Source organism: Planococcus sp. CP5-4_YE (assembly GCF_019042655.1).
In the GTDB taxonomy this organism is placed as follows: Bacteria; Bacillota; Bacilli; order Bacillales_A; family Planococcaceae; genus Planococcus.
In genome coordinates this window covers 23,595-41,007 of the sequence record NZ_JAHPZO010000016.1, presented here as the reverse complement: position 1 = coordinate 41,007, position 17,413 = coordinate 23,595, and the positions used below count along the sequence as shown (strand labels likewise).

The window sequence follows — 17,413 nt, the reverse complement described above, 5'->3', positions numbered from 1 at the left end:
CACGCCGGTTTTTATTTCTTCAAATTGCTTTGGATTTCTTTAACAAGCTGTTCCGCGCCTTCTGGGCTGAGGATCAATTTGCCGCCAACCAATTGCATGTTCTCATCGGAAACTTCGCCAGTTACCGCACATGTCATATTTGGCATATACTTTTTCAAGATAATTTTGTCGTCGTCGACATAAATCTCCAACGCGTCTTTCTCTGCGATTCCAAGCGTACGACGCAATTCAATCGGAATAACTACGCGGCCGAGTTCATCTACTTTACGAACAATACCAGTCGATTTCATAATCATTAGCCCCTTTCAATTTTAGCGGTAGAATTCGTCAAAATTCGACATTTACCACTTCTTGTCATAAATCATACCAAGTAATGTCAATTTGGTCAATAAAAAACTATGGATTTCATAATAAATTTTGGGTTATTGAGGCAAATACCCATTATTTCGTTGTTTTTTTGTCAATTATTTTCCTGCAACCCTGTTTTGGGAAGAAGATCCAATTCTGGAACTGGGCTTTTCCTAGGGGGAGGAAACATTGTACAAAATTCGTGACTTCGTTAAAATAAAGGATATACAAAAAAACTGGAGGGATTTTTCGTGACTGCCAAGAATAAGACATTTTACCTGACGACTCCCATTTACTATCCGAGCGGAAAATTCCATATCGGGACGGCTTATACGACTGTTGCCTCCGATGCAATGGCCCGTTACAAACGCCTGCGCGGCTTTGATGTCCGTTTTTTGACGGGCATGGATGAACACGGCCAAAAAATTGAAGAAAAAGCCCGCGAAGCTGGCAAAGAACCGCAAGTCTTTGTGGATGATATGGCACAAGCGGCGAAAAAGGTATGGGAAGTCATGGACATCAGCTATGACGACTTTATCCGGACGACTGAAGCCCGCCATAAAGAAGGGGTAGAGAAAATCTTCCAAACCTTTCTCGACAACGGCGATATCTACAAAGGGGAGTACGAAGGCTGGTATTGCACGCCTTGCGAATCCTTCTTCACTGAATCTCAGCTGGAAGACGGCAATTGCCCGGATTGCGGACGCCCAGTCCATAAAGTAAAAGAAGAATCATATTTTTTCAATATGAAAAAATACGCCGACCGCTTGCTCGATTACTACGACAAACATGTCGAATTTATCGAGCCGGAATCGCGCAAAAATGAAATGGTCAATAATTTCATTAAGCCAGGCCTTGAAGATTTGTCTGTTTCCCGGACTTCATTCGATTGGGGCATCCCAGTCCCTGGAGATCCAAAGCATGTCATCTATGTATGGGTCGATGCATTGTCGAATTACATCACGTCACTCGGCTATGGCTCGAATGACGAAACCAATTTCAATAAATACTGGCCGGCGGATGTGCATGTGGTCGGGAAAGATATCGTGCGTTTCCATACAATCTATTGGCCGATCTTCCTGATGGCGCTTGACTTGCCGTTGCCGAAGAAAGTATTCGCACACGGCTTCATCATGATGAAAGACGGCAAAATGTCGAAATCGAAAGGCAATGTCGTTTATCCGGAAATGCTCGTGGAGCGCTACGGGCTGGATGCGGCGCGTTATTTCCTATTGCGCGAGCTGCCGTTCGGATCCGACGGCGTGTTTTCCCCGGAATCTTTCGTCGAACGTACCAATTATGATTTGGCGAATGATCTGGGGAATTTATTGAACCGTACTGTCTCAATGGTCAATAAATACTTCGATGGCGAAGTGCCGCAAGTTGACGGTTTTAAGACCAATTTTGATGAGACTTTACAAAACGTCGCGAAAAATACAGTGGCCGTTTACGAAGAGCATATGGAAAAAATGCAGTTTAGCCTCGTGCTTAGCGAAGTGTGGACTTTGATTTCCCGCACGAATAAATACATCGATGAAACACAGCCCTGGGTACTGGCAAAAGATGAAGGTGACCGCACGCAACTCGCATCGGTCATGGGGCATCTCGTGGAGAGCCTGCGCATGACAGCTGTTATGCTGCAGCCGTTCTTGCCGAATGCACCGAAGCAAATCATCGAGCAGCTCGGTCTTACGCCGGAATTCCTCGAATGGCAGACATTAGAATCATTCGGCGCGATTCCTGCAGGTACGACCGTCGTGAAAAAAGGCACGCCGATTTTCCCGCGTCTTGAAGTGGAACCGGAAGTGGCGTATATCCGCGACCAAATGCGCGGAGGGGCAGCGCCGAAAGAAGAGCAAGCATCTGTAGAGACCGTCCCGGAAAAGCCGGAGACCCCTGAAATTGCGATCGATGATTTCATGAAAGTGGATCTGCGGGTGGCAACAGTTACGGCATGCGAACCGGTGAAGAAGACCGATAAGTTATTGAAGCTGCAAGTGGACATGGGCTATGAAACGCGCCAAGTCGTATCCGGCATCGCTGAGCATTACAAACCGGATGAACTCATCGGCAAAAAAGTCATCCTTGTCGCCAACTTGAAACCGGTCAAGCTACGTGGTGAATTATCGCAAGGCATGATTCTTGCTGGACAGCAAAATGGCTACTTAACCATTGCTTCCGTAGACCAAAAGTTACCGAACGGCACACAAATTAAGTAAATATTCACGTGACAGCCTGCTCAGTTGAGTAGGCTGTTTTTTTGTGTTTTGTGACTTAAAGACTATTAAAACAGCTAAAAATGGCGAAATGACTTCAAAACATCATGTTTTGTAATCCAAATGTAATATGGCTGTGAAGAAAGAAATGGCCTCAACCCGTACAATGTAATCTATGCAAAGGAGACTGATGAAGATGTTTATCGATACCCATGTCCATTTAAACGCCGATCAATACGACGAGGATTTGCAAGAAGTCATAGATCGTGCGCTAAACAGCAAGGTGGAGAAAATGGTCGTCATCGGTTTTGACCGGAAAACGATCAAACGCGCTATTGAATTGGCTGAGCACTATGACTTTATCTATGCCGTCGTCGGCTGGCATCCTGTCGATGCGATCGATTGCACGGATGAAGACCTCGAATGGATCGAACAATTGGCCGCACACGAAAAAGTGGTCGGCATCGGCGAAACGGGCCTCGATTACCATTGGGATAAATCACCCAGAGATATCCAACAACAAGTATTCCGCAAGCAGATCCAACTCGCGAAACGCGTCAAGTTGCCAATCATCATCCATAACCGGGAAGCGACAGAAGACGTATTGACGATATTGCACGAGGAAGACGCACAGGAAGTCGGAGGCGTCATGCATTGCTTCGGCGGCAGCGTCGAAACAGCGCAAGAGAGCATCAAGATGAATTTCATGATTTCGCTTGGTGGGCCGGTAACATTCAAAAATGCCAAAAAGCCAAAAGAAGTGGCCGCTGAAATTCCGCTGGAGCATTTGATGATCGAAACCGATGCGCCTTATCTCGCACCGCATCCTTACCGTGGCAAGCGCAACGAACCTTCGTATGTGCCGCTGGTGGCGGAAGAGATCGCCCGCTTGAAAGAGTTGCCGGTCGAAACGGTCGCTGAAGCAACAACGGAAAATGCAAAACGATTTTATAAGTTGTCATAAATGCTGGTTAATTAAAAAAACATATGCGTTGACATGCAAGTGGGGCGCACCTATAATCACTCAGGTGTATAAAGGAGGAGTTATTTTTGACAAAAGAGGAAAACAATTCCAATAAAAATAAATCATTTAAAAGAAAGTCGGCAGCAGTTAGCATCGCGACGGTTCTCTTGTTTGCCGCAGTATTGGCTTTCGCGATTTTCGAAGGCACTAAAAATACGGTAACAATTACAGCGAACGGGGAAACAGAAGAAATTCGCACACATGCTGAAACAGTTGGCGATGTATTGAGCGAGCAGGCGATTGAAGTCGGGAAAGACGATTTCCTTAGCCAATCAGCCGATACAAAGATCGAAGGCGACGCCGCGATCGAATGGGATGAAGCAGAACAATACGCAGTAACCGTTGACGGAGAAACCCGTTCAGCGTGGACGACTGAGAACACCGTCTCCGCTATTTTGGAAAAAGCGGAAATTGAAGTGACAAAGCATGACAAAGTAAGCCCTGCACTCGATGAAACCGTCGATGAAGAAACAGTGATCGACGTAGAGAAAGCGTATGAAGTAACCATCGTGGATGGCGGAAAAGACAAAAAAGTCTGGTCCACTTCGACTACGGTCGCTGACTTTTTAAGACAGCATAGTATTGAGCTAAGCAAACTGGACCGCGTAAAACAAGATATGGAAGAACTCGTTCTTCCAAACTCGGAAGTTGAGGTCGTGCGTGTAGAAAAAGTCACCGATGTAGTGGAAGACGCTGTGAAGTATGCAGTGGAAACGAGAAAAGATTCTTCTCTCTTGAAAGGCAGCGAAAAGCTCGTCCAAAAAGGGCAGAATGGGTTGGTTGAGAAAACTTACGAAATCGTGAAAGAAAATGGCAAAGAAGTAAAACGTGAATTGAAAAAAGAAAAAGTTGTCAAAGAACCGAAACAGCAGATTTTGGCTGTCGGTACGAAAACAGTTGTAGCTAGCGTTTCGCGCGGCACAGCGAAAAAAGAAACAGTCGCGCCTAAACAGGCATCGGTGAAAAAAGCGGCAGCGCCAGTGAAAAAAGAAGCAACACCAGTGAAACAAGCTTCGGTGAAAACCGAGAAAGTTGCAGCTCCAAAAGCGGTAGTAAAAGCTCCTGAAAAAGCTCCTGAAAAAGCGAAAGCTGCACCACAGCCAGCGAAAAAAGAGGCAGCTTCTGAACCTGCAGGCGGCAAGGAATTCTATGTCTCTGCAACAGCTTACACGGCTAGCTGCACAGGCTGTTCCGGCATCACGGCAACGGGCATCAACTTGAAAGCGAACCCAGGCCTTAAAGTGATCGCAGTTGACCCTAGCGTCATTCCACTCGGTTCTAAAGTATGGGTGGAAGGCTACGGCAATGCCATCGCAGGCGATACGGGCGGAGCGATCAAAGGCAACAAGATCGATTTATTCATGCCGAACCGTTCCGATGCCATCGCATTCGGGCGCAAGCAAGTGAAAGTTAAAATCCTTAACTAATCGAATAGAGTATTATTATAGAAGGAAAAGCTTTCCCGGAGTGTCGGGAAAGCTTTTTACATGTTTGCCGGAAGCGCGGTAAAATGGATGAGATCTGCAGAAACGAGGAATAGACCATGAAGATACAAGAAGTGATTGTAGTCGAAGGAAAAGATGATACAGTGGCGATTAAGCGGGCTGTAGGCGCCGATACGATTGAAACGAACGGGTCCGCCATCTCAAACGAGACCTTGCGCCGCATTATGCATGCCCAGGAGAAGCGAGGCGTCATCGTCTTTACCGACCCCGATTATCCGGGCAGGCGAATTCGTGCTATTATTGAAGAACATGTGCCGAAAGCCAAGCACGCCTTTTTGGCGAAAGAAAAGACCATCGCCAAAAACGGCAAAGGGCTGGGCATTGAACATGCCAGTGATGAAGACATCCGGCAGGCTCTAGAGGCGGTCTATACGCCGCTTGCTGCAGAGCGGCCGGTGGAGATCACCTTAGAGGATTTGATCGCCGCCCGGCTCATCGCCCATCCATCAGCGAAAGTTCGCAGGACCGAGCTCGGGGAAGCGCTCAACATCGGCTATACGAACGGCAAGCAGCTGCACAAGCGCCTGCATGTGTTCGGCATCACCAAACAGCAGTTTATCGACGCAGTGCAAGCGTTAACCCAGGAGGACAGAACATGACCAAAGATATAGCAACACCGATCCGTACGCAAGAGATCATGGCCAAACACGGCCTGACGTTCAAGAAGAGCCTCGGCCAGAACTTTTTGATTGACCCGAATATTTTACGCAAGATCGTCTCGCAAGCGGGCCTTACAAAAGACTCGGCCGCCATTGAAATCGGCCCCGGCATCGGTGCATTAACCGAACATTTGGCGAGAGACGCCGGAAAAGTATTGGCGTTTGAAATCGACCAGCGGCTATTGCCAGTATTGGCGGACACCTTGTCGCCTTACGACAACGTCAAAGTGATCCATTCCGATATTTTGAAAGCGGACGTCGAAAGAGCGATACATGAAGAATTGGCCGGTTTTGACGATATCATGGTCGTCGCCAACTTGCCTTATTACGTGACGACACCGATCATTCTCAAATTATTGCTCGAGAAACTGCCGATCCGCGGCATGGTCGTCATGCTGCAAAAAGAAGTGGCGGAGCGCATCACGGCGAAACCCGGCACGAAAGCATACGGCTCTTTGTCGATCGCCATTCAATACTATACGGAAGCCGATTACGCCATGACCGTGCCGAAGTCGGTGTTCATGCCCCAGCCGAATGTCGACTCCGCGGTCATCCGCATGATCAAACGGCCGGAACCGATCGTCAACGTTATCGACGAAGACTTTTTCTTTTCGGTGACGCGCGGGTCATTTGTCCAGCGCCGCAAGACGATCCTCAATAATTTGCAAAGCGCTATGCCGAACGGAAAAGCGAAAAAAGACCTCATCCTGCAAGCGCTCGACGAAGCGGGCATCGACCCGACGCGCCGCGGCGAAACGCTTAGTATCAAGGAATTCGGGCTCCTTTCCGATAAATTATATCCTCATTTCAGTTAAACCGTGAAACCGTAACAGTTTTGGCACAGTTTTTTTCGGAAGTAGAATATTTCGGATAAATAAGTGTTGCAATTCTTGAAAAGCATTGGTAAAATTAAAAATTTATTTGACTCTGCGGTCATTTTATGCTAGACTTTAGACTATAGTGAGGTGTAGACAAAATGCCCAAAACTTTGGCGGAGATTAAAAAGTCATTAGACCTGCATTTAGGGAAAAGGTTGCTGTTAAAAGCAAACGGAGGTCGCAAAAAGACGGTAGAACGTGCCGGAATTCTGCGTGAAACCTATCACTCCGTGTTCGTGATTGAATTAGATCAAGATGAACATGCATTTGAACGCGTATCTTATAGCTACGCGGACATCTTAACTGAAGCGGTGGAAATCACTGTCTTTGAAGGAACAGAAGACGCACTCGTCGTTAAATAATTGAACTTTATTTCATACTTACTTTACAACCCGCTTCGGTGATTTCACCGGAAGCGGGTTTTTTTCTATTGTTCCGGCTCTTCGGAAGCCATGTGTCTGTGTTAAAATAGTTTTCATTAGAACAGAAAAGGAGTCAGTGGAATGCTCTATATAAAAGCGCCTGCCAAAATCAATTTGACGCTCGATGTCTTATACAAGCGTCCGGATAATTACCACGAAATCGAAATGATCATGACCACCGTCGACTTGGCGGATCGGATCGGCCTGCAAGGGACAGCGAAAGGCATACATATCCAGTCAGCGGACCGTTTTGTGCCGAATGATTCGCGCAATCTGGCATATCAGGCTGCGCAATTGATCAAGGATACATTCAATATCAAAACGGGTGTCATCATTTCGCTCGACAAACAAATCCCAGTGGCTGCAGGACTTGCCGGCGGCAGCAGCGACGCAGCGGCCACCTTGAAAGGGCTCAACCAGTTGTGGCAATTAAACCTGTCGCTCGACGAGTTAGCAGAGCTCGGCGCAAAAATCGGCTCTGACGTGTCGTTTTGCGTATACGGCGGAACGGCTCTTGCGACAGGGCGCGGCGAGGTCATCGAAGAATTGCCGGCGCCTCCGCATTGTTGGGTCATCTTGGCGAAACCGTCGCTCGGCGTCTCTACGGCAGACGTTTACGGTGCGTTCGATCCCGCTAAAGCGGACCATCCGGACACACAAGCGATGATTTCGGCGCTTCGTGAAGGTGACTACGAAGCAATGTGCGGTCATTTGGGCAATGCTCTCGAAAGTGTGACGATGAACCTGCACCCTGAAGTAGGGCAAATTAAAGAGCAAATGATCAAATTCGGCGCCGATGCGGTGCTGATGAGCGGCAGCGGTCCGACTGTCTTCGGCTTAGTCAACCAGGAAGCGCGCATCCCGCGCATCTACAACGGCTTGCGCGGCTTTTGTTCCGAAGTTTATGCAGTGCGACTGCTCGGTGACCGGGAGCCTCTTGCTTAAATACGTATATTTATGGTAAGTTTTCATTAGAATATTCGTGTTTAGGAGAGGGTAGTAGTGAAATGGAAGCGCAGTGAACGCTTGGTCGACATGACGCATTATCTATTGGAACATCCGCATCAATTGATTCCGTTGACATATTTCTCTGATCTGTATCAGTCAGCGAAATCTTCGATCAGCGAGGACCTAGGCATCGTCAAGGAAACCTTTGAAGAAAAGGGCATCGGGCTATTGATGACCGTACCGGGGGCTTCCGGGGGCGTCAAATACGTGCCAAAGATGAAGGGTCCTGAGATTCGCCAAGTAATAGATGAACTGATTACCGAATTGAGCCAATCGGAACGGCTGCTGCCGGGCGGTTATTTGTATATGACCGATGTGCTCGGCAATCCCCAAATGATGAACCGTGTCGGTAAAGTATTCGCCAGCGCATTTGCAGGCGAGAAAATCGATGCCATCATGACGGTCGCGACAAAAGGCATCCCGATTGCCCAGGCGATCGCGCGCCATTTGAATGTGCCGGTGGTCATTGTCCGCCGCGACAGCAAAGTGACGGAAGGCTCCACGGTTAGCATCAATTACGTCTCGGGTTCAACGCGGCGCATCCAGACTATGGTACTGTCGAAACGCAGCATGAAGAGCGGCCAGCGCGTGCTCATCACCGACGATTTTATGAAAGTCGGCGGCACGATGAACGGTATGAAAAACTTGCTGGAAGAATTCGACTGCACGCTAGCGGGTGTTGCAGTGCTCGTGGAAGCGGAGCATGCGGATGAGCGCCTCGTGGAAAAATACCTCTCCCTTGTTAAATTGGACGAAGTCAGTGAAAAAGACCGGACCATTACATTGCGGGCCGGAAATTATTTTGAAGGAGCCGATTAAGATGAAATACGTAGCGACAGAAAAAGCAGCAGCGGCGATCGGGCCGTATTCTCAAGGTGTCATTTCAGGAGATATGTTTTATAGCTCGGGGCAAATCCCGTTGAAAGCGGATGGAGAGCTCGTACAAGGCGGCATTGCAGAACAGACGTATCAAGTGTTCGCAAATCTTCAGGCAGTTTTGGAGGAAGCAGGATCATCGCTTCAGCACGTTATCAAGACGACGGTCTTCATCAAAGACATGAACGATTTTGCAGAACTGAACGCTGTTTATGCTTCTTATTTCGGCGATCATAAGCCGGCGCGCTCCACAGTTGAAGTGGCACGCCTGCCAAAAGATGTGAAAGTGGAAATTGAAGTCATTGCGAAAGTTGCACAATAAAACCACCTTTTGGGTGGTTTTTGTTTTATTTTCATTTAATAAGTAAATTTTCTAATAAATTCTGTAATTTTTGAAGGAATTTAGTCCTCTTCCTCGAATACAAATAAAAGCGCCAAAAAATACAACAAGAGAAGGGGAGATCTGAGAATGGAAGTAACTGATGTAAGATTGCGCCGCGTTCAGACTGATGGACGTATGCGGGCAATCGCTTCAATCACGCTCGACAATGAATTCGTGGTCCATGACATCCGCGTCATTGATGGCAACGATGGGTTATTTGTGGCCATGCCGAGTAAGCGGACACCGGACGGGGAGTTCCGCGATATTGCACATCCGATTAATTCCGGCACGCGCAATAAATTGCAAGAAGCCGTGCTCGAAGCATATGGACAAAGTGAAGAGCAGGCAGTACTTGAGAATGCCGGCATCTGATACGCCGAAGAACCTTCCACTTCTAGAGAAGGTTCTTTTTTATGGACAAAATCCCATCGGCAAGAAACCAAGTTCTCAATCGCCTTGTTCAAAAGATGAAAAAAGCTCGAAATTGCGCTCACTTCGGGCTTTGTCATGGGATTGTCATGTCCTGTAACCTTGAAAATCAAGGGTTTTTCAGCTATAGTCAATAAGGAAACGTGAAAGTGGCATTTTTTTGCCTAGAACGGGTAGCCCTTTCGCCAGACAATCATTTTTCAGTTAACCAGTTTAAATACATGAAATGGAGGGATTCGACCGATGGACCATACATATGCGGTAATTTTGGCGGCCGGACAAGGCACGCGCATGAAATCGAAATTGTATAAAGTACTCCACCCAGTGTGCGGCATGCCGATGGTAGAGCATGTAACGGGGAATGTCCACCGACTTGGCGTCGAAAAAATCGTCACAATCGTTGGGCACGGAGCAGAGAAAGTAAAAGACCAATTGGGGAACATGAGCGAATATGCACTCCAGGAACAGCAGCTCGGCACAGCCCATGCCGTGCAGCAAGCAGCACCGCTGATCGAAGGGAAGGCTGGAACGACGATTGTTGTGTGCGGCGATACGCCATTGATCCGCGCGGAAACGATGCAGGCACTCATCGACCACCACAAAGAAACCAGTGCTAAAGCGACCATCCTGACGGCTATCGCTGAAGACCCAACAGGTTACGGCCGTATCATCCGGGGCGCTGCGGGAAGCGTCGAGAAAATTGTCGAGCAAAAAGACGCATCAACAGCAGAGCAAGCCGTGAAAGAAATCAATACAGGAACTTACTGCTTTGATAACGAAGCGCTTTTTGAAGCTTTGAAAAATGTCTCGAACGATAATGTCCAAGGTGAATACTATTTGCCGGACGTCATCGAAATTCTGCAAAAACAAGGCGAAACTGTTGCGGCACACGCGACCGACAGCTTCGAAGAGACGCTTGGCGTCAACGACCGCGTAGCGCTAAGCCAAGCAGAAACATTTTTGCGCCGCCGCATCGTCGAACAACATATGCGTGCTGGTGTATCGATTATCGATCCGGCGACAGCTTATATCAGCGCACAGGCAAAAATTGGGGCAGATACGATCATCCACCCGAACGTCACTATCGAAGGTGAGACGGTCATCGGAGAAGATTGCGTCATCACATCGAATACACGCATAGTCGGCAGCACGATTGGTGACCGCACCGAAATCCGCAGCTCCGAGGTATATGACAGCACGATCGGAAATGACACGGCTGTCGGGCCATTCGCTCATATCCGTCCGCAATCCGCGCTCGGAAATGAAGTCAAGATCGGCAATTTCGTGGAAGTGAAAAAAGCCGAACTCGGCACAGGCAGCAAAGTGTCCCATTTGAGCTATATTGGAGATGCGTTAGTCGGCAGCGGCGTCAATATCGGCTGCGGGACGATCACCGTCAATTATGACGGCAAGAACAAGCACCTCACGACCATTGAAGATGACTCGTTCATTGGCTGCAATTCGAATTTGATTGCACCGGTCACCATCGGCAAAGGTTCTTATGTGGCAGCAGGTTCGACCATCTCGAAAGATGTGCCTAATGAGGCCATGGCAATCGGCCGGGCGCGCCAGGAAAATAAAGAAGGCTACGCAAGTAAACTAAACCGCAAATAATAGGAGGGTTCCCCTTAATGGGCATTCAAAATACTAACTCGAAGTTGAAAATCTTTTCGTTGAACTCGAACAAAGAACTGGCTGAGCAAATTGCTGAGCAAGTGGGCTTGCCGCTTGGCAAAAGCTCGGTCACACATTTTAGCGACGGGGAAATCCAGATTAACATCGAAGAAAGCATCCGTGGCTGCGACGTGTTTATCGTCCAATCAACTTCACAGCCGGTCAACGAAAACTTGATGGAGCTATTGATCATGATCGATGCCGTTAAGCGTGCATCTGCGCGTACCGTAAACGTAGTCATCCCATACTACGGCTACGCACGCCAGGACCGCAAAGCACGCTCACGTGAGCCGATCACGGCAAAACTCGTCGCCAACCTGCTCGAAACAGCCGGCGCGACGCGTGTTGTCGTATTGGATCTTCACGCTCCGCAAATCCAAGGGTTCTTTGATATTTTGATTGACCATCTAGTTGCTGTACCACTCCTATCCGATCACTTCCTGAACGATTCGAACATCGATCTCGAAAACGCAATCATCGTATCGCCTGACCACGGCGGCGTAACGCGTGCTCGCAAGATGGCGGACCGCCTGAAAGCGCCGATCGCCATCATCGATAAGCGCCGCCCGCGCCCGAACGTCGCCGAAGTCATGAACATCGTCGGGAACGTCGAAGGCAAAACAGCGATCATCATCGATGACATCATCGACACCGCAGGCACGATTTCGATTGCGGCGAGCGCGTTGATCGAAAGTGGAGCGAAAGAAGTCTACGCTTGCTGTACGCACCCCGTCTTGTCAGGGCCGGCCGTCCAGCGCATCCAGGATTCCGTCATCAAGGAATTGGTCGTTACCAACTCAATCGCTCTTGCAGATGAGAAGAAAATTGACAAGATCAAGCAATTGACTGTCGCACCGCTTCTTGCGGAAACGATCATCCGTGTACATGAACAGAAATCAGTCAGCACACTATTTGATTGATGGTGTTGGCATATGCCAGAGTCTTCCAGGTTTTAGCTTGATATGAACAGGGTAGTTATAAACTATGCGTTTAATATAACTGGAGGTTGAAATTATATGGCTACTAAAATGACAGCAGCGAAACGAGAAACAGGAAAACCGCATTCGGCATTGACCGATTTGCGCGGCGAAGGCAATGTGCCGGGCGTCGTATACGGTTACAAAATGGAAACAACACCGATTGTGGTGTCTGAGATTGACTTGATCAAAACTTTGCGTGAATCTGGACGTAATGGCGTCATCAGCTTGGAAATCGGCGGCAAGAGCACGAACGTCGTCTTGAGCGATTACCAAATGGATTCATTGAAAGGCAGCTTCAAGCACGTTGACTTCCTGGCAATCAATATGTCTGAGGAAATCGATGTGGATGCAACTGTTCACTTGATCGGCGAATCACCAGGCGAAAAAGAAGGCGGCGTGGTCACACAGCCGAACCGCGAAGTACACATTCGCGTCAAACCGAGTGATATTCCGGATTCAGTTGACGTTGATATCAGTGGGCTCGCAATCGGCGACTCTGTATCGGTCAGCGACATTCGCGACAAGTTCAGCTTTGAAATCTTGAACGACGATGACTTCCTGTTGATCTCTGTTACTGCACCACGTACAGAAGAAGAGCTGGAAGAGCTTGAAACAACTGACGAAGGCGAAGAAGAGCCTGAAGTTATCGGCGACAACGAAGACGAAGCTGCCGGTGAAGAAAAAGAATAACTTACAACAATGCCCAGACAGGGACTGCCAACAGGCAGTCCCTGTTTTTATTGCATAGTTGAAGATTATGTTAAAATAAAAGGCAGTGAAGAAATAAAAGGAGTTTGCTATGAAAATGATCATCGGCCTGGGGAACCCAGGAAAGACATATGAAGAAACACGCCACAATATCGGCTTTCACGTAATCGACCGGTTGGCGAAAGACTGGAACGCGCCACTGACACAATCTAAATTCAAGGGCATGTATTCCGTCGTCCATCGCCCGGAAGGCAAAGTGATGCTCGTCAAGCCGCTTACTTATATGAACTTATCCGGCGAATGCATCGGCCCCTTGATGGATTATTACAACGTCGATACGGAAGATATTGTGGTCATCTATGATGACTTGGATTTGCCGGCAGGCCAGCTCCGGCTGCGCCAAAAAGGCAGCGCAGGGGGGCATAATGGCATCAAGTCGCTGATCCAGCATCTCGGCACGCAGCAGTTCAACCGGATGCGCATCGGCATTAACCGCCCACCGGCAGGCATGAAAGTGCCGGATTACGTACTTGCTAAGTTCAGTGCTGAAGAAAAGCCATTGATGCAAGAGGCGGTCGTAAGAAGTGCGGGTGCGTGCAATTACTGGCTGTCGAAACCATTTGTTGAAGTCATGAATGAATACAACGGTTAATCGCTTTGGCGCATGCGTGCGTCCAAGGCTTTTTTCCGTTTCCCACCATTTTTAAAAGGGTACTATAGCCAGTAAACAACTTTATTTTAGACAGGAAGGAGGAATCTTCATGAAGCACATTTTGCAGACATTTTTAGGGGATTCCCATACTCAATCATTTATCAACGAACTGAAAAAAGGCCAGGACCATCAGTTGATCTCCGGCTTATCTGGCAGCGCGCGACCGATTTTTTACCAGACGGTTCATGAAGAGCTAGACAAACCACTGCTCGTCGTAACACCGAACTTGCTGCATGCCCAACGCGTCTATGACGATTTGGTCAGGCTCATGGGAGAGCAGCGCGTACGGTTGTACCCGGCAGAAGAAACAATCGCTGCGGATATTGCGTTTTCAGGGCCGGAACTTCGTGCCCACCGCATCGACACGCTCGACCATATGAAATCGACCGGCACAGGAATCTATGTCACGCCGGTTTCCGGCTTACGTAAATTATTGCCATCTCCTGCACAATGGGACGGGGCGACTTTGCGCGTTGCGGACGGCGATGAACTCGACACCGAAAGTTGGCTATTAAAGCTTGTCGCAATGGGCTATTCCCGTACGACCATGGTAACTTCTCCTGGCGAATTTGCCCTGCGCGGCGGCATTCTCGATGTCTATCCGTTGCACTTTGAGCATCCAGTACGCATCGAACTATTCGATACGGAGGTCGATTCCATCCGCTTGTTTTCAGCAGAAGACCAGCGCTCACTGGAAAAGATTCAATCGCTGTGCATTTTGCCGGCTGTCGAATTGGTCCTGTCGGAAGGGCAGAAGCGAATGCTTGCGGACCGCATCGAAGACCAATTGGCGGAGAGTCTGAAAAAACTCAAGGATGACGATACGAAAGAGTTGATGCTTCAATACATCCAAAACGACATCGATACGCTCAGAAGCGGCGATGAGCCCGAACAGCTGGCAAAATATGCCGCTTTGGTCGACTCGCAATCCGCTTTTCTCGGGGATTATTTCCCTGAAGACGGCGTCGTGTTTTTCGATGAGCTCGGGCGCATCCAGGAAATGACTGAAACGCTGGAGCGCGAAGAAGCGGAATGGACGGTGTCGCTCCTTGAAGAAGGCAAGTTCCTCCATGATGTGCCGCTGGCGTACCCGTTCCGTGAGGTGTTGTCGAAACTCCAACAGCCGGCTAATTTCCTGTCGCTCTTTACGCGGACTTTCCCGCTCGTGACGATTAAGAAATCACTCGCTTATTCTTGCAAGCCGATGCAATCGTTTCACGGGCAGATGAATTTATTGCAAGCTGAAATGGAACGCTGGACGCTCGGCAAGTTCCGTGTATTTGTCGTAGCAAGTGGCGAAGAGCGTATGCAAAAAGTCCGCTCCGTGCTGGAAGATTACGAGATGGAAGCGGAAATCATTACCGAAAAAACCATCGTGCAAGATGGAAAAACCTATCTCGTCGACGGCGAATTGTCGAGTGGCTTTGAAATGCCGCTGCAGCGCATGGCCGTCATTACCGATGCGGAATTGTTCAAAAAGCAGCCGAAGAAAAAAACCCGCGCACAAAAATTGACCAATGCTGAGCGCATCAAGAGCTATTCGGAAATCAAGCCGGGTGACTACATCGTCCATATCCATCACGGCATCGGACGCTTTGTCGGCATTGAGACATTGGAAAGCGGCGGCGTGCATAAAGATTATCTTCACATCGTCTATAAAGGCGATGATAAATTATTCGTGCCGGTCGACAAAATTGACCTCGTCCAGAAATACATCGCCTCGGAAGAAAAAGAACCGAAGCTCCATAAGATGGGCGGCGTCGAATGGAAGAAAACGCGCACGAAAGTATCGGCCGCCGTACAGGATATCGCCGATGACTTGATCAAGCTGTATGCGGAACGCGAAGCGCTTGAAGGCTTCACGTTCAGCGAAGACCAGGACATGCAGCGCCAATTCGAAACGGAATTCCCTTACGAGGAAACGCCTGACCAATTGCGCTCCATCGACGAAGTGAAAAAAGACATGGAGAGAAAACGCCCGATGGACCGCTTGATCTGCGGCGATGTCGGCTACGGCAAAACGGAAGTCGCCATTCGAGCGGCGTTCAAAGCGGTGCTAGACGGCAAGCAAGTGGCGTTCCTTGTGCCGACCACCATTCTCGCTCAGCAGCATTTTGAAACGATGAGCGAGCGTTTCAAGGATTATCCGATGGAAGTCGGCCTCATGAGCCGCTTCCGTTCAAAAAAACAGCAAACTGAAACGGTTAAAGGCTTGAAGAACGGTTCGGTCGACGTCGTTGTCGGCACGCACCGCATCTTATCGAAAGATGTTGTGTATAAAGATCTCGGCTTGTTAATCATCGATGAAGAGCAGCGTTTCGGGGTGACCCATAAAGAGAAAATCAAGCAGCTGAAATCGACGGTCGATGTCTTGACCTTGACCGCGACGCCGATTCCACGGACTTTGCATATGTCGATGATCGGCGTGCGCGACCTGTCCGTCATCGAGACGCCGCCTGCCAATCGGTTCCCGGTACAGAGCTACGTTATGGAAAATAACGGCGGGCTCGTACGGGAAGCAATCGAACGCGAGATGGCGCGCGGAGGACAAGTGTTTTATTTGTACAACCGAGTCAGCGATATGAGCCGCAAAGTAGATGAGATCCAGCAACTTGTGCCGGAAGCTCGCGTTGGCTATGCGCACGGGCAGATGTCTGAGACCGAACTCGAATCGATCATTCTCGGCTTTCTCGACGGCGAGTACGACGTCTTAGTGACGACAACGATTATCGAAACCGGCATCGACATCCCGAACGTCAACACGCTCATCGTCTATGATGCCGATCGCATGGGCTTGTCGCAGCTTTATCAATTGCGTGGGCGCGTCGGGCGCTCGAGCCGCGTGGCCTATGCCTATTTTATGTACCAGCGCGATAAAGTGCTGACCGATGTTGCGGAAAAGCGCTTGATGGCGATCAAAGAATTTACCGAACTCGGCTCAGGCTTTAAAATCGCCATGCGCGATTTGTCGATCCGCGGGGCGGGCAATTTGCTAGGCTCCCAGCAGCACGGCTTTATCGATTCGGTCGGTTTCGATTTGTATTCACAAATGCTCGAAGAAGCAATCGAGGAACGCCGAACCGGCATGAAGAAAGAAGTCGTGCCAGAAGTGGAAATCTCGCTGGCAGAAGATGCCTATATTCCAGACAGCTATATTGCTGATGGCTACCAAAAGATTCAAATGTACAAGCGCGTCAAAAACATGGAAACAGCAGAAGAAATGCGCGATTTGCAGGATGAATTGATCGACCGTTTCGGTGATGTGCCGATGGAAGCCGAACAATTGCTGCGCATTGCCCGCATGAAAGTCTGGGCGCGCGCTGCCGGTGCCGACTCGATCAAACAGCAAGGCGATCGCGTGACGATCAAATTGAGCGATGCCGGAACCGAAGCGATCGATGGTGGAAAAGTTGTTGAAGCTTCCGGCAGCTACGGGCGCGCAGTCGGCTTTACGATGAGCGGCCAGGCACTCGTTTTGACTATCGACGGCAAGAAGACCGGCAAGCACCATCCATTTGACGTGCTTGAAGGCATGATGGAGATTTTAGCGGATGCCGTCAGGGAAGAAGCATCTGTCGGGTGATGAGAGGCA

The 17,413-nt window shown here is 49.0% G+C and carries 16 protein-coding genes; 15 read left to right on the top strand and 1 reads right to left on the bottom strand.

What is annotated here, in order from left to right:
* Positions 1 to 11 precede the first annotated feature (11 nt).
* Positions 12 to 290 carry a transition state genes transcriptional regulator AbrB gene (locus KTG14_RS14980; RefSeq protein WP_058382238.1) on the bottom strand — a complete coding sequence of 93 codons (279 nt, stop codon included), beginning with the start codon at positions 288 to 290 and terminating at the stop codon, positions 12 to 14.
* A gap of 309 nt (positions 291 to 599) precedes the next feature.
* Between KTG14_RS14980 and metG the strand changes: the two genes are divergently transcribed.
* The 15 genes from metG to mfd all read left to right on the top strand — a co-directional run bounded on the left by metG (position 600) and on the right by mfd (position 17,404).
* Complete coding sequence (metG, locus tag KTG14_RS14975) at positions 600 to 2,567, top strand: methionine--tRNA ligase (RefSeq protein WP_216971648.1); 1,968 nt, start codon at positions 600 to 602, stop codon at positions 2,565 to 2,567.
* Between the two features lie 193 nt (positions 2,568 to 2,760).
* Positions 2,761 to 3,528 carry a TatD family hydrolase gene (locus tag KTG14_RS14970; protein WP_216971647.1) on the top strand — a complete coding sequence of 256 codons (768 nt, stop codon included), beginning with the start codon at positions 2,761 to 2,763 and terminating at the stop codon, positions 3,526 to 3,528.
* 86 nt (positions 3,529 to 3,614) lie between these two features.
* On the top strand, positions 3,615 to 5,015 hold the full coding sequence (locus KTG14_RS14965; protein ID WP_216971646.1) for a G5 and 3D domain-containing protein: 1,401 nt from the start codon (positions 3,615 to 3,617) through the stop codon (positions 5,013 to 5,015).
* Positions 5,016 to 5,131: 116 nt separating this feature from the next.
* Positions 5,132 to 5,692, top strand: a complete 561-nt coding sequence (gene rnmV / locus KTG14_RS14960) for a ribonuclease M5 (RefSeq protein WP_216971645.1) — start codon at positions 5,132 to 5,134, stop codon at positions 5,690 to 5,692.
* Positions 5,689 to 6,567 (top strand): 16S rRNA (adenine(1518)-N(6)/adenine(1519)-N(6))-dimethyltransferase RsmA, encoded by an 879-nt coding sequence (gene rsmA, locus KTG14_RS14955; RefSeq protein ID WP_216971644.1) that lies wholly within the window; start codon positions 5,689 to 5,691, stop codon positions 6,565 to 6,567. Before rnmV ends, rsmA begins: the two co-directional genes overlap by 4 nt.
* A 161-nt stretch (positions 6,568 to 6,728) precedes the next feature.
* Positions 6,729 to 6,992 carry a biofilm formation stimulator Veg gene (gene veg / locus KTG14_RS14950; RefSeq protein ID WP_058382232.1) on the top strand — a complete coding sequence of 88 codons (264 nt, stop codon included), beginning with the start codon at positions 6,729 to 6,731 and terminating at the stop codon, positions 6,990 to 6,992.
* Positions 6,993 to 7,133: 141 nt separating this feature from the next.
* Positions 7,134 to 7,997 (top strand): 4-(cytidine 5'-diphospho)-2-C-methyl-D-erythritol kinase, encoded by an 864-nt coding sequence (gene ispE, locus KTG14_RS14945; RefSeq protein WP_216971643.1) that lies wholly within the window; start codon positions 7,134 to 7,136, stop codon positions 7,995 to 7,997.
* A 57-nt stretch (positions 7,998 to 8,054) separates the two neighbouring features.
* Positions 8,055 to 8,879, top strand: a complete 825-nt coding sequence (purR, locus tag KTG14_RS14940; RefSeq protein ID WP_216971642.1) for a pur operon repressor — start codon at positions 8,055 to 8,057, stop codon at positions 8,877 to 8,879.
* Position 8,880: 1 nt separating this feature from the next.
* Positions 8,881 to 9,258, top strand: a complete 378-nt coding sequence (locus KTG14_RS14935; RefSeq protein WP_216971641.1) for a RidA family protein — start codon at positions 8,881 to 8,883, stop codon at positions 9,256 to 9,258.
* 147 nt (positions 9,259 to 9,405) lie between these two features.
* The gene (spoVG, locus tag KTG14_RS14930) at positions 9,406 to 9,690 is read left to right on the top strand and encodes a septation regulator SpoVG (RefSeq protein WP_211652810.1); all 285 of its coding nucleotides are present in this window, start codon (positions 9,406 to 9,408) and stop codon (positions 9,688 to 9,690) included.
* A 300-nt stretch (positions 9,691 to 9,990) separates the two neighbouring features.
* A complete protein-coding gene (gene glmU / locus KTG14_RS14925) occupies positions 9,991 to 11,361 on the top strand; it encodes a bifunctional UDP-N-acetylglucosamine diphosphorylase/glucosamine-1-phosphate N-acetyltransferase GlmU (RefSeq protein ID WP_216971640.1) in 1,371 nt (456 codons plus the stop codon).
* Between the two features lie 17 nt (positions 11,362 to 11,378).
* Complete coding sequence (locus KTG14_RS14920; protein WP_216971639.1) at positions 11,379 to 12,341, top strand: ribose-phosphate diphosphokinase; 963 nt, start codon at positions 11,379 to 11,381, stop codon at positions 12,339 to 12,341.
* Between the two features lie 96 nt (positions 12,342 to 12,437).
* Complete coding sequence (locus KTG14_RS14915; protein ID WP_216971638.1) at positions 12,438 to 13,091, top strand: 50S ribosomal protein L25/general stress protein Ctc; 654 nt, start codon at positions 12,438 to 12,440, stop codon at positions 13,089 to 13,091.
* A gap of 109 nt (positions 13,092 to 13,200) precedes the next feature.
* On the top strand, positions 13,201 to 13,761 hold the full coding sequence (pth, locus tag KTG14_RS14910; protein WP_216971637.1) for an aminoacyl-tRNA hydrolase: 561 nt from the start codon (positions 13,201 to 13,203) through the stop codon (positions 13,759 to 13,761).
* Between the two features lie 109 nt (positions 13,762 to 13,870).
* Positions 13,871 to 17,404 (top strand): transcription-repair coupling factor, encoded by a 3,534-nt coding sequence (gene mfd / locus KTG14_RS14905; RefSeq protein WP_216971636.1) that lies wholly within the window; start codon positions 13,871 to 13,873, stop codon positions 17,402 to 17,404.
* Positions 17,405 to 17,413: the final 9 nt, after the last annotated feature.

What these genes read in the sequence shown, in the direction of transcription:
- KTG14_RS14980 (WP_058382238.1), bottom strand. Translation starts at nt 290, where the DNA reads ATGAAATCGACTGGTATTGTTCGTAAAGTAGATGAACTCGGCCGCGTA.
- KTG14_RS14970 (WP_216971647.1), top strand. Translation starts at nt 2,761, where the DNA reads ATGTTTATCGATACCCATGTCCATTTAAACGCCGATCAATACGACGAG.
- rnmV (WP_216971645.1), top strand. Translation starts at nt 5,132, where the DNA reads ATGAAGATACAAGAAGTGATTGTAGTCGAAGGAAAAGATGATACAGTG.
- rsmA (WP_216971644.1), top strand. Translation starts at nt 5,689, where the DNA reads ATGACCAAAGATATAGCAACACCGATCCGTACGCAAGAGATCATGGCC.
- veg (WP_058382232.1), top strand. Translation starts at nt 6,729, where the DNA reads ATGCCCAAAACTTTGGCGGAGATTAAAAAGTCATTAGACCTGCATTTA.
- ispE (WP_216971643.1), top strand. Translation starts at nt 7,134, where the DNA reads ATGCTCTATATAAAAGCGCCTGCCAAAATCAATTTGACGCTCGATGTC.
- KTG14_RS14935 (WP_216971641.1), top strand. Translation starts at nt 8,881, where the DNA reads ATGAAATACGTAGCGACAGAAAAAGCAGCAGCGGCGATCGGGCCGTAT.
- spoVG (WP_211652810.1), top strand. Translation starts at nt 9,406, where the DNA reads ATGGAAGTAACTGATGTAAGATTGCGCCGCGTTCAGACTGATGGACGT.
- glmU (WP_216971640.1), top strand. Translation starts at nt 9,991, where the DNA reads ATGGACCATACATATGCGGTAATTTTGGCGGCCGGACAAGGCACGCGC.
- KTG14_RS14920 (WP_216971639.1), top strand. Translation starts at nt 11,379, where the DNA reads ATGGGCATTCAAAATACTAACTCGAAGTTGAAAATCTTTTCGTTGAAC.
- KTG14_RS14915 (WP_216971638.1), top strand. Translation starts at nt 12,438, where the DNA reads ATGGCTACTAAAATGACAGCAGCGAAACGAGAAACAGGAAAACCGCAT.
- pth (WP_216971637.1), top strand. Translation starts at nt 13,201, where the DNA reads ATGAAAATGATCATCGGCCTGGGGAACCCAGGAAAGACATATGAAGAA.
- mfd (WP_216971636.1), top strand. Translation starts at nt 13,871, where the DNA reads ATGAAGCACATTTTGCAGACATTTTTAGGGGATTCCCATACTCAATCA.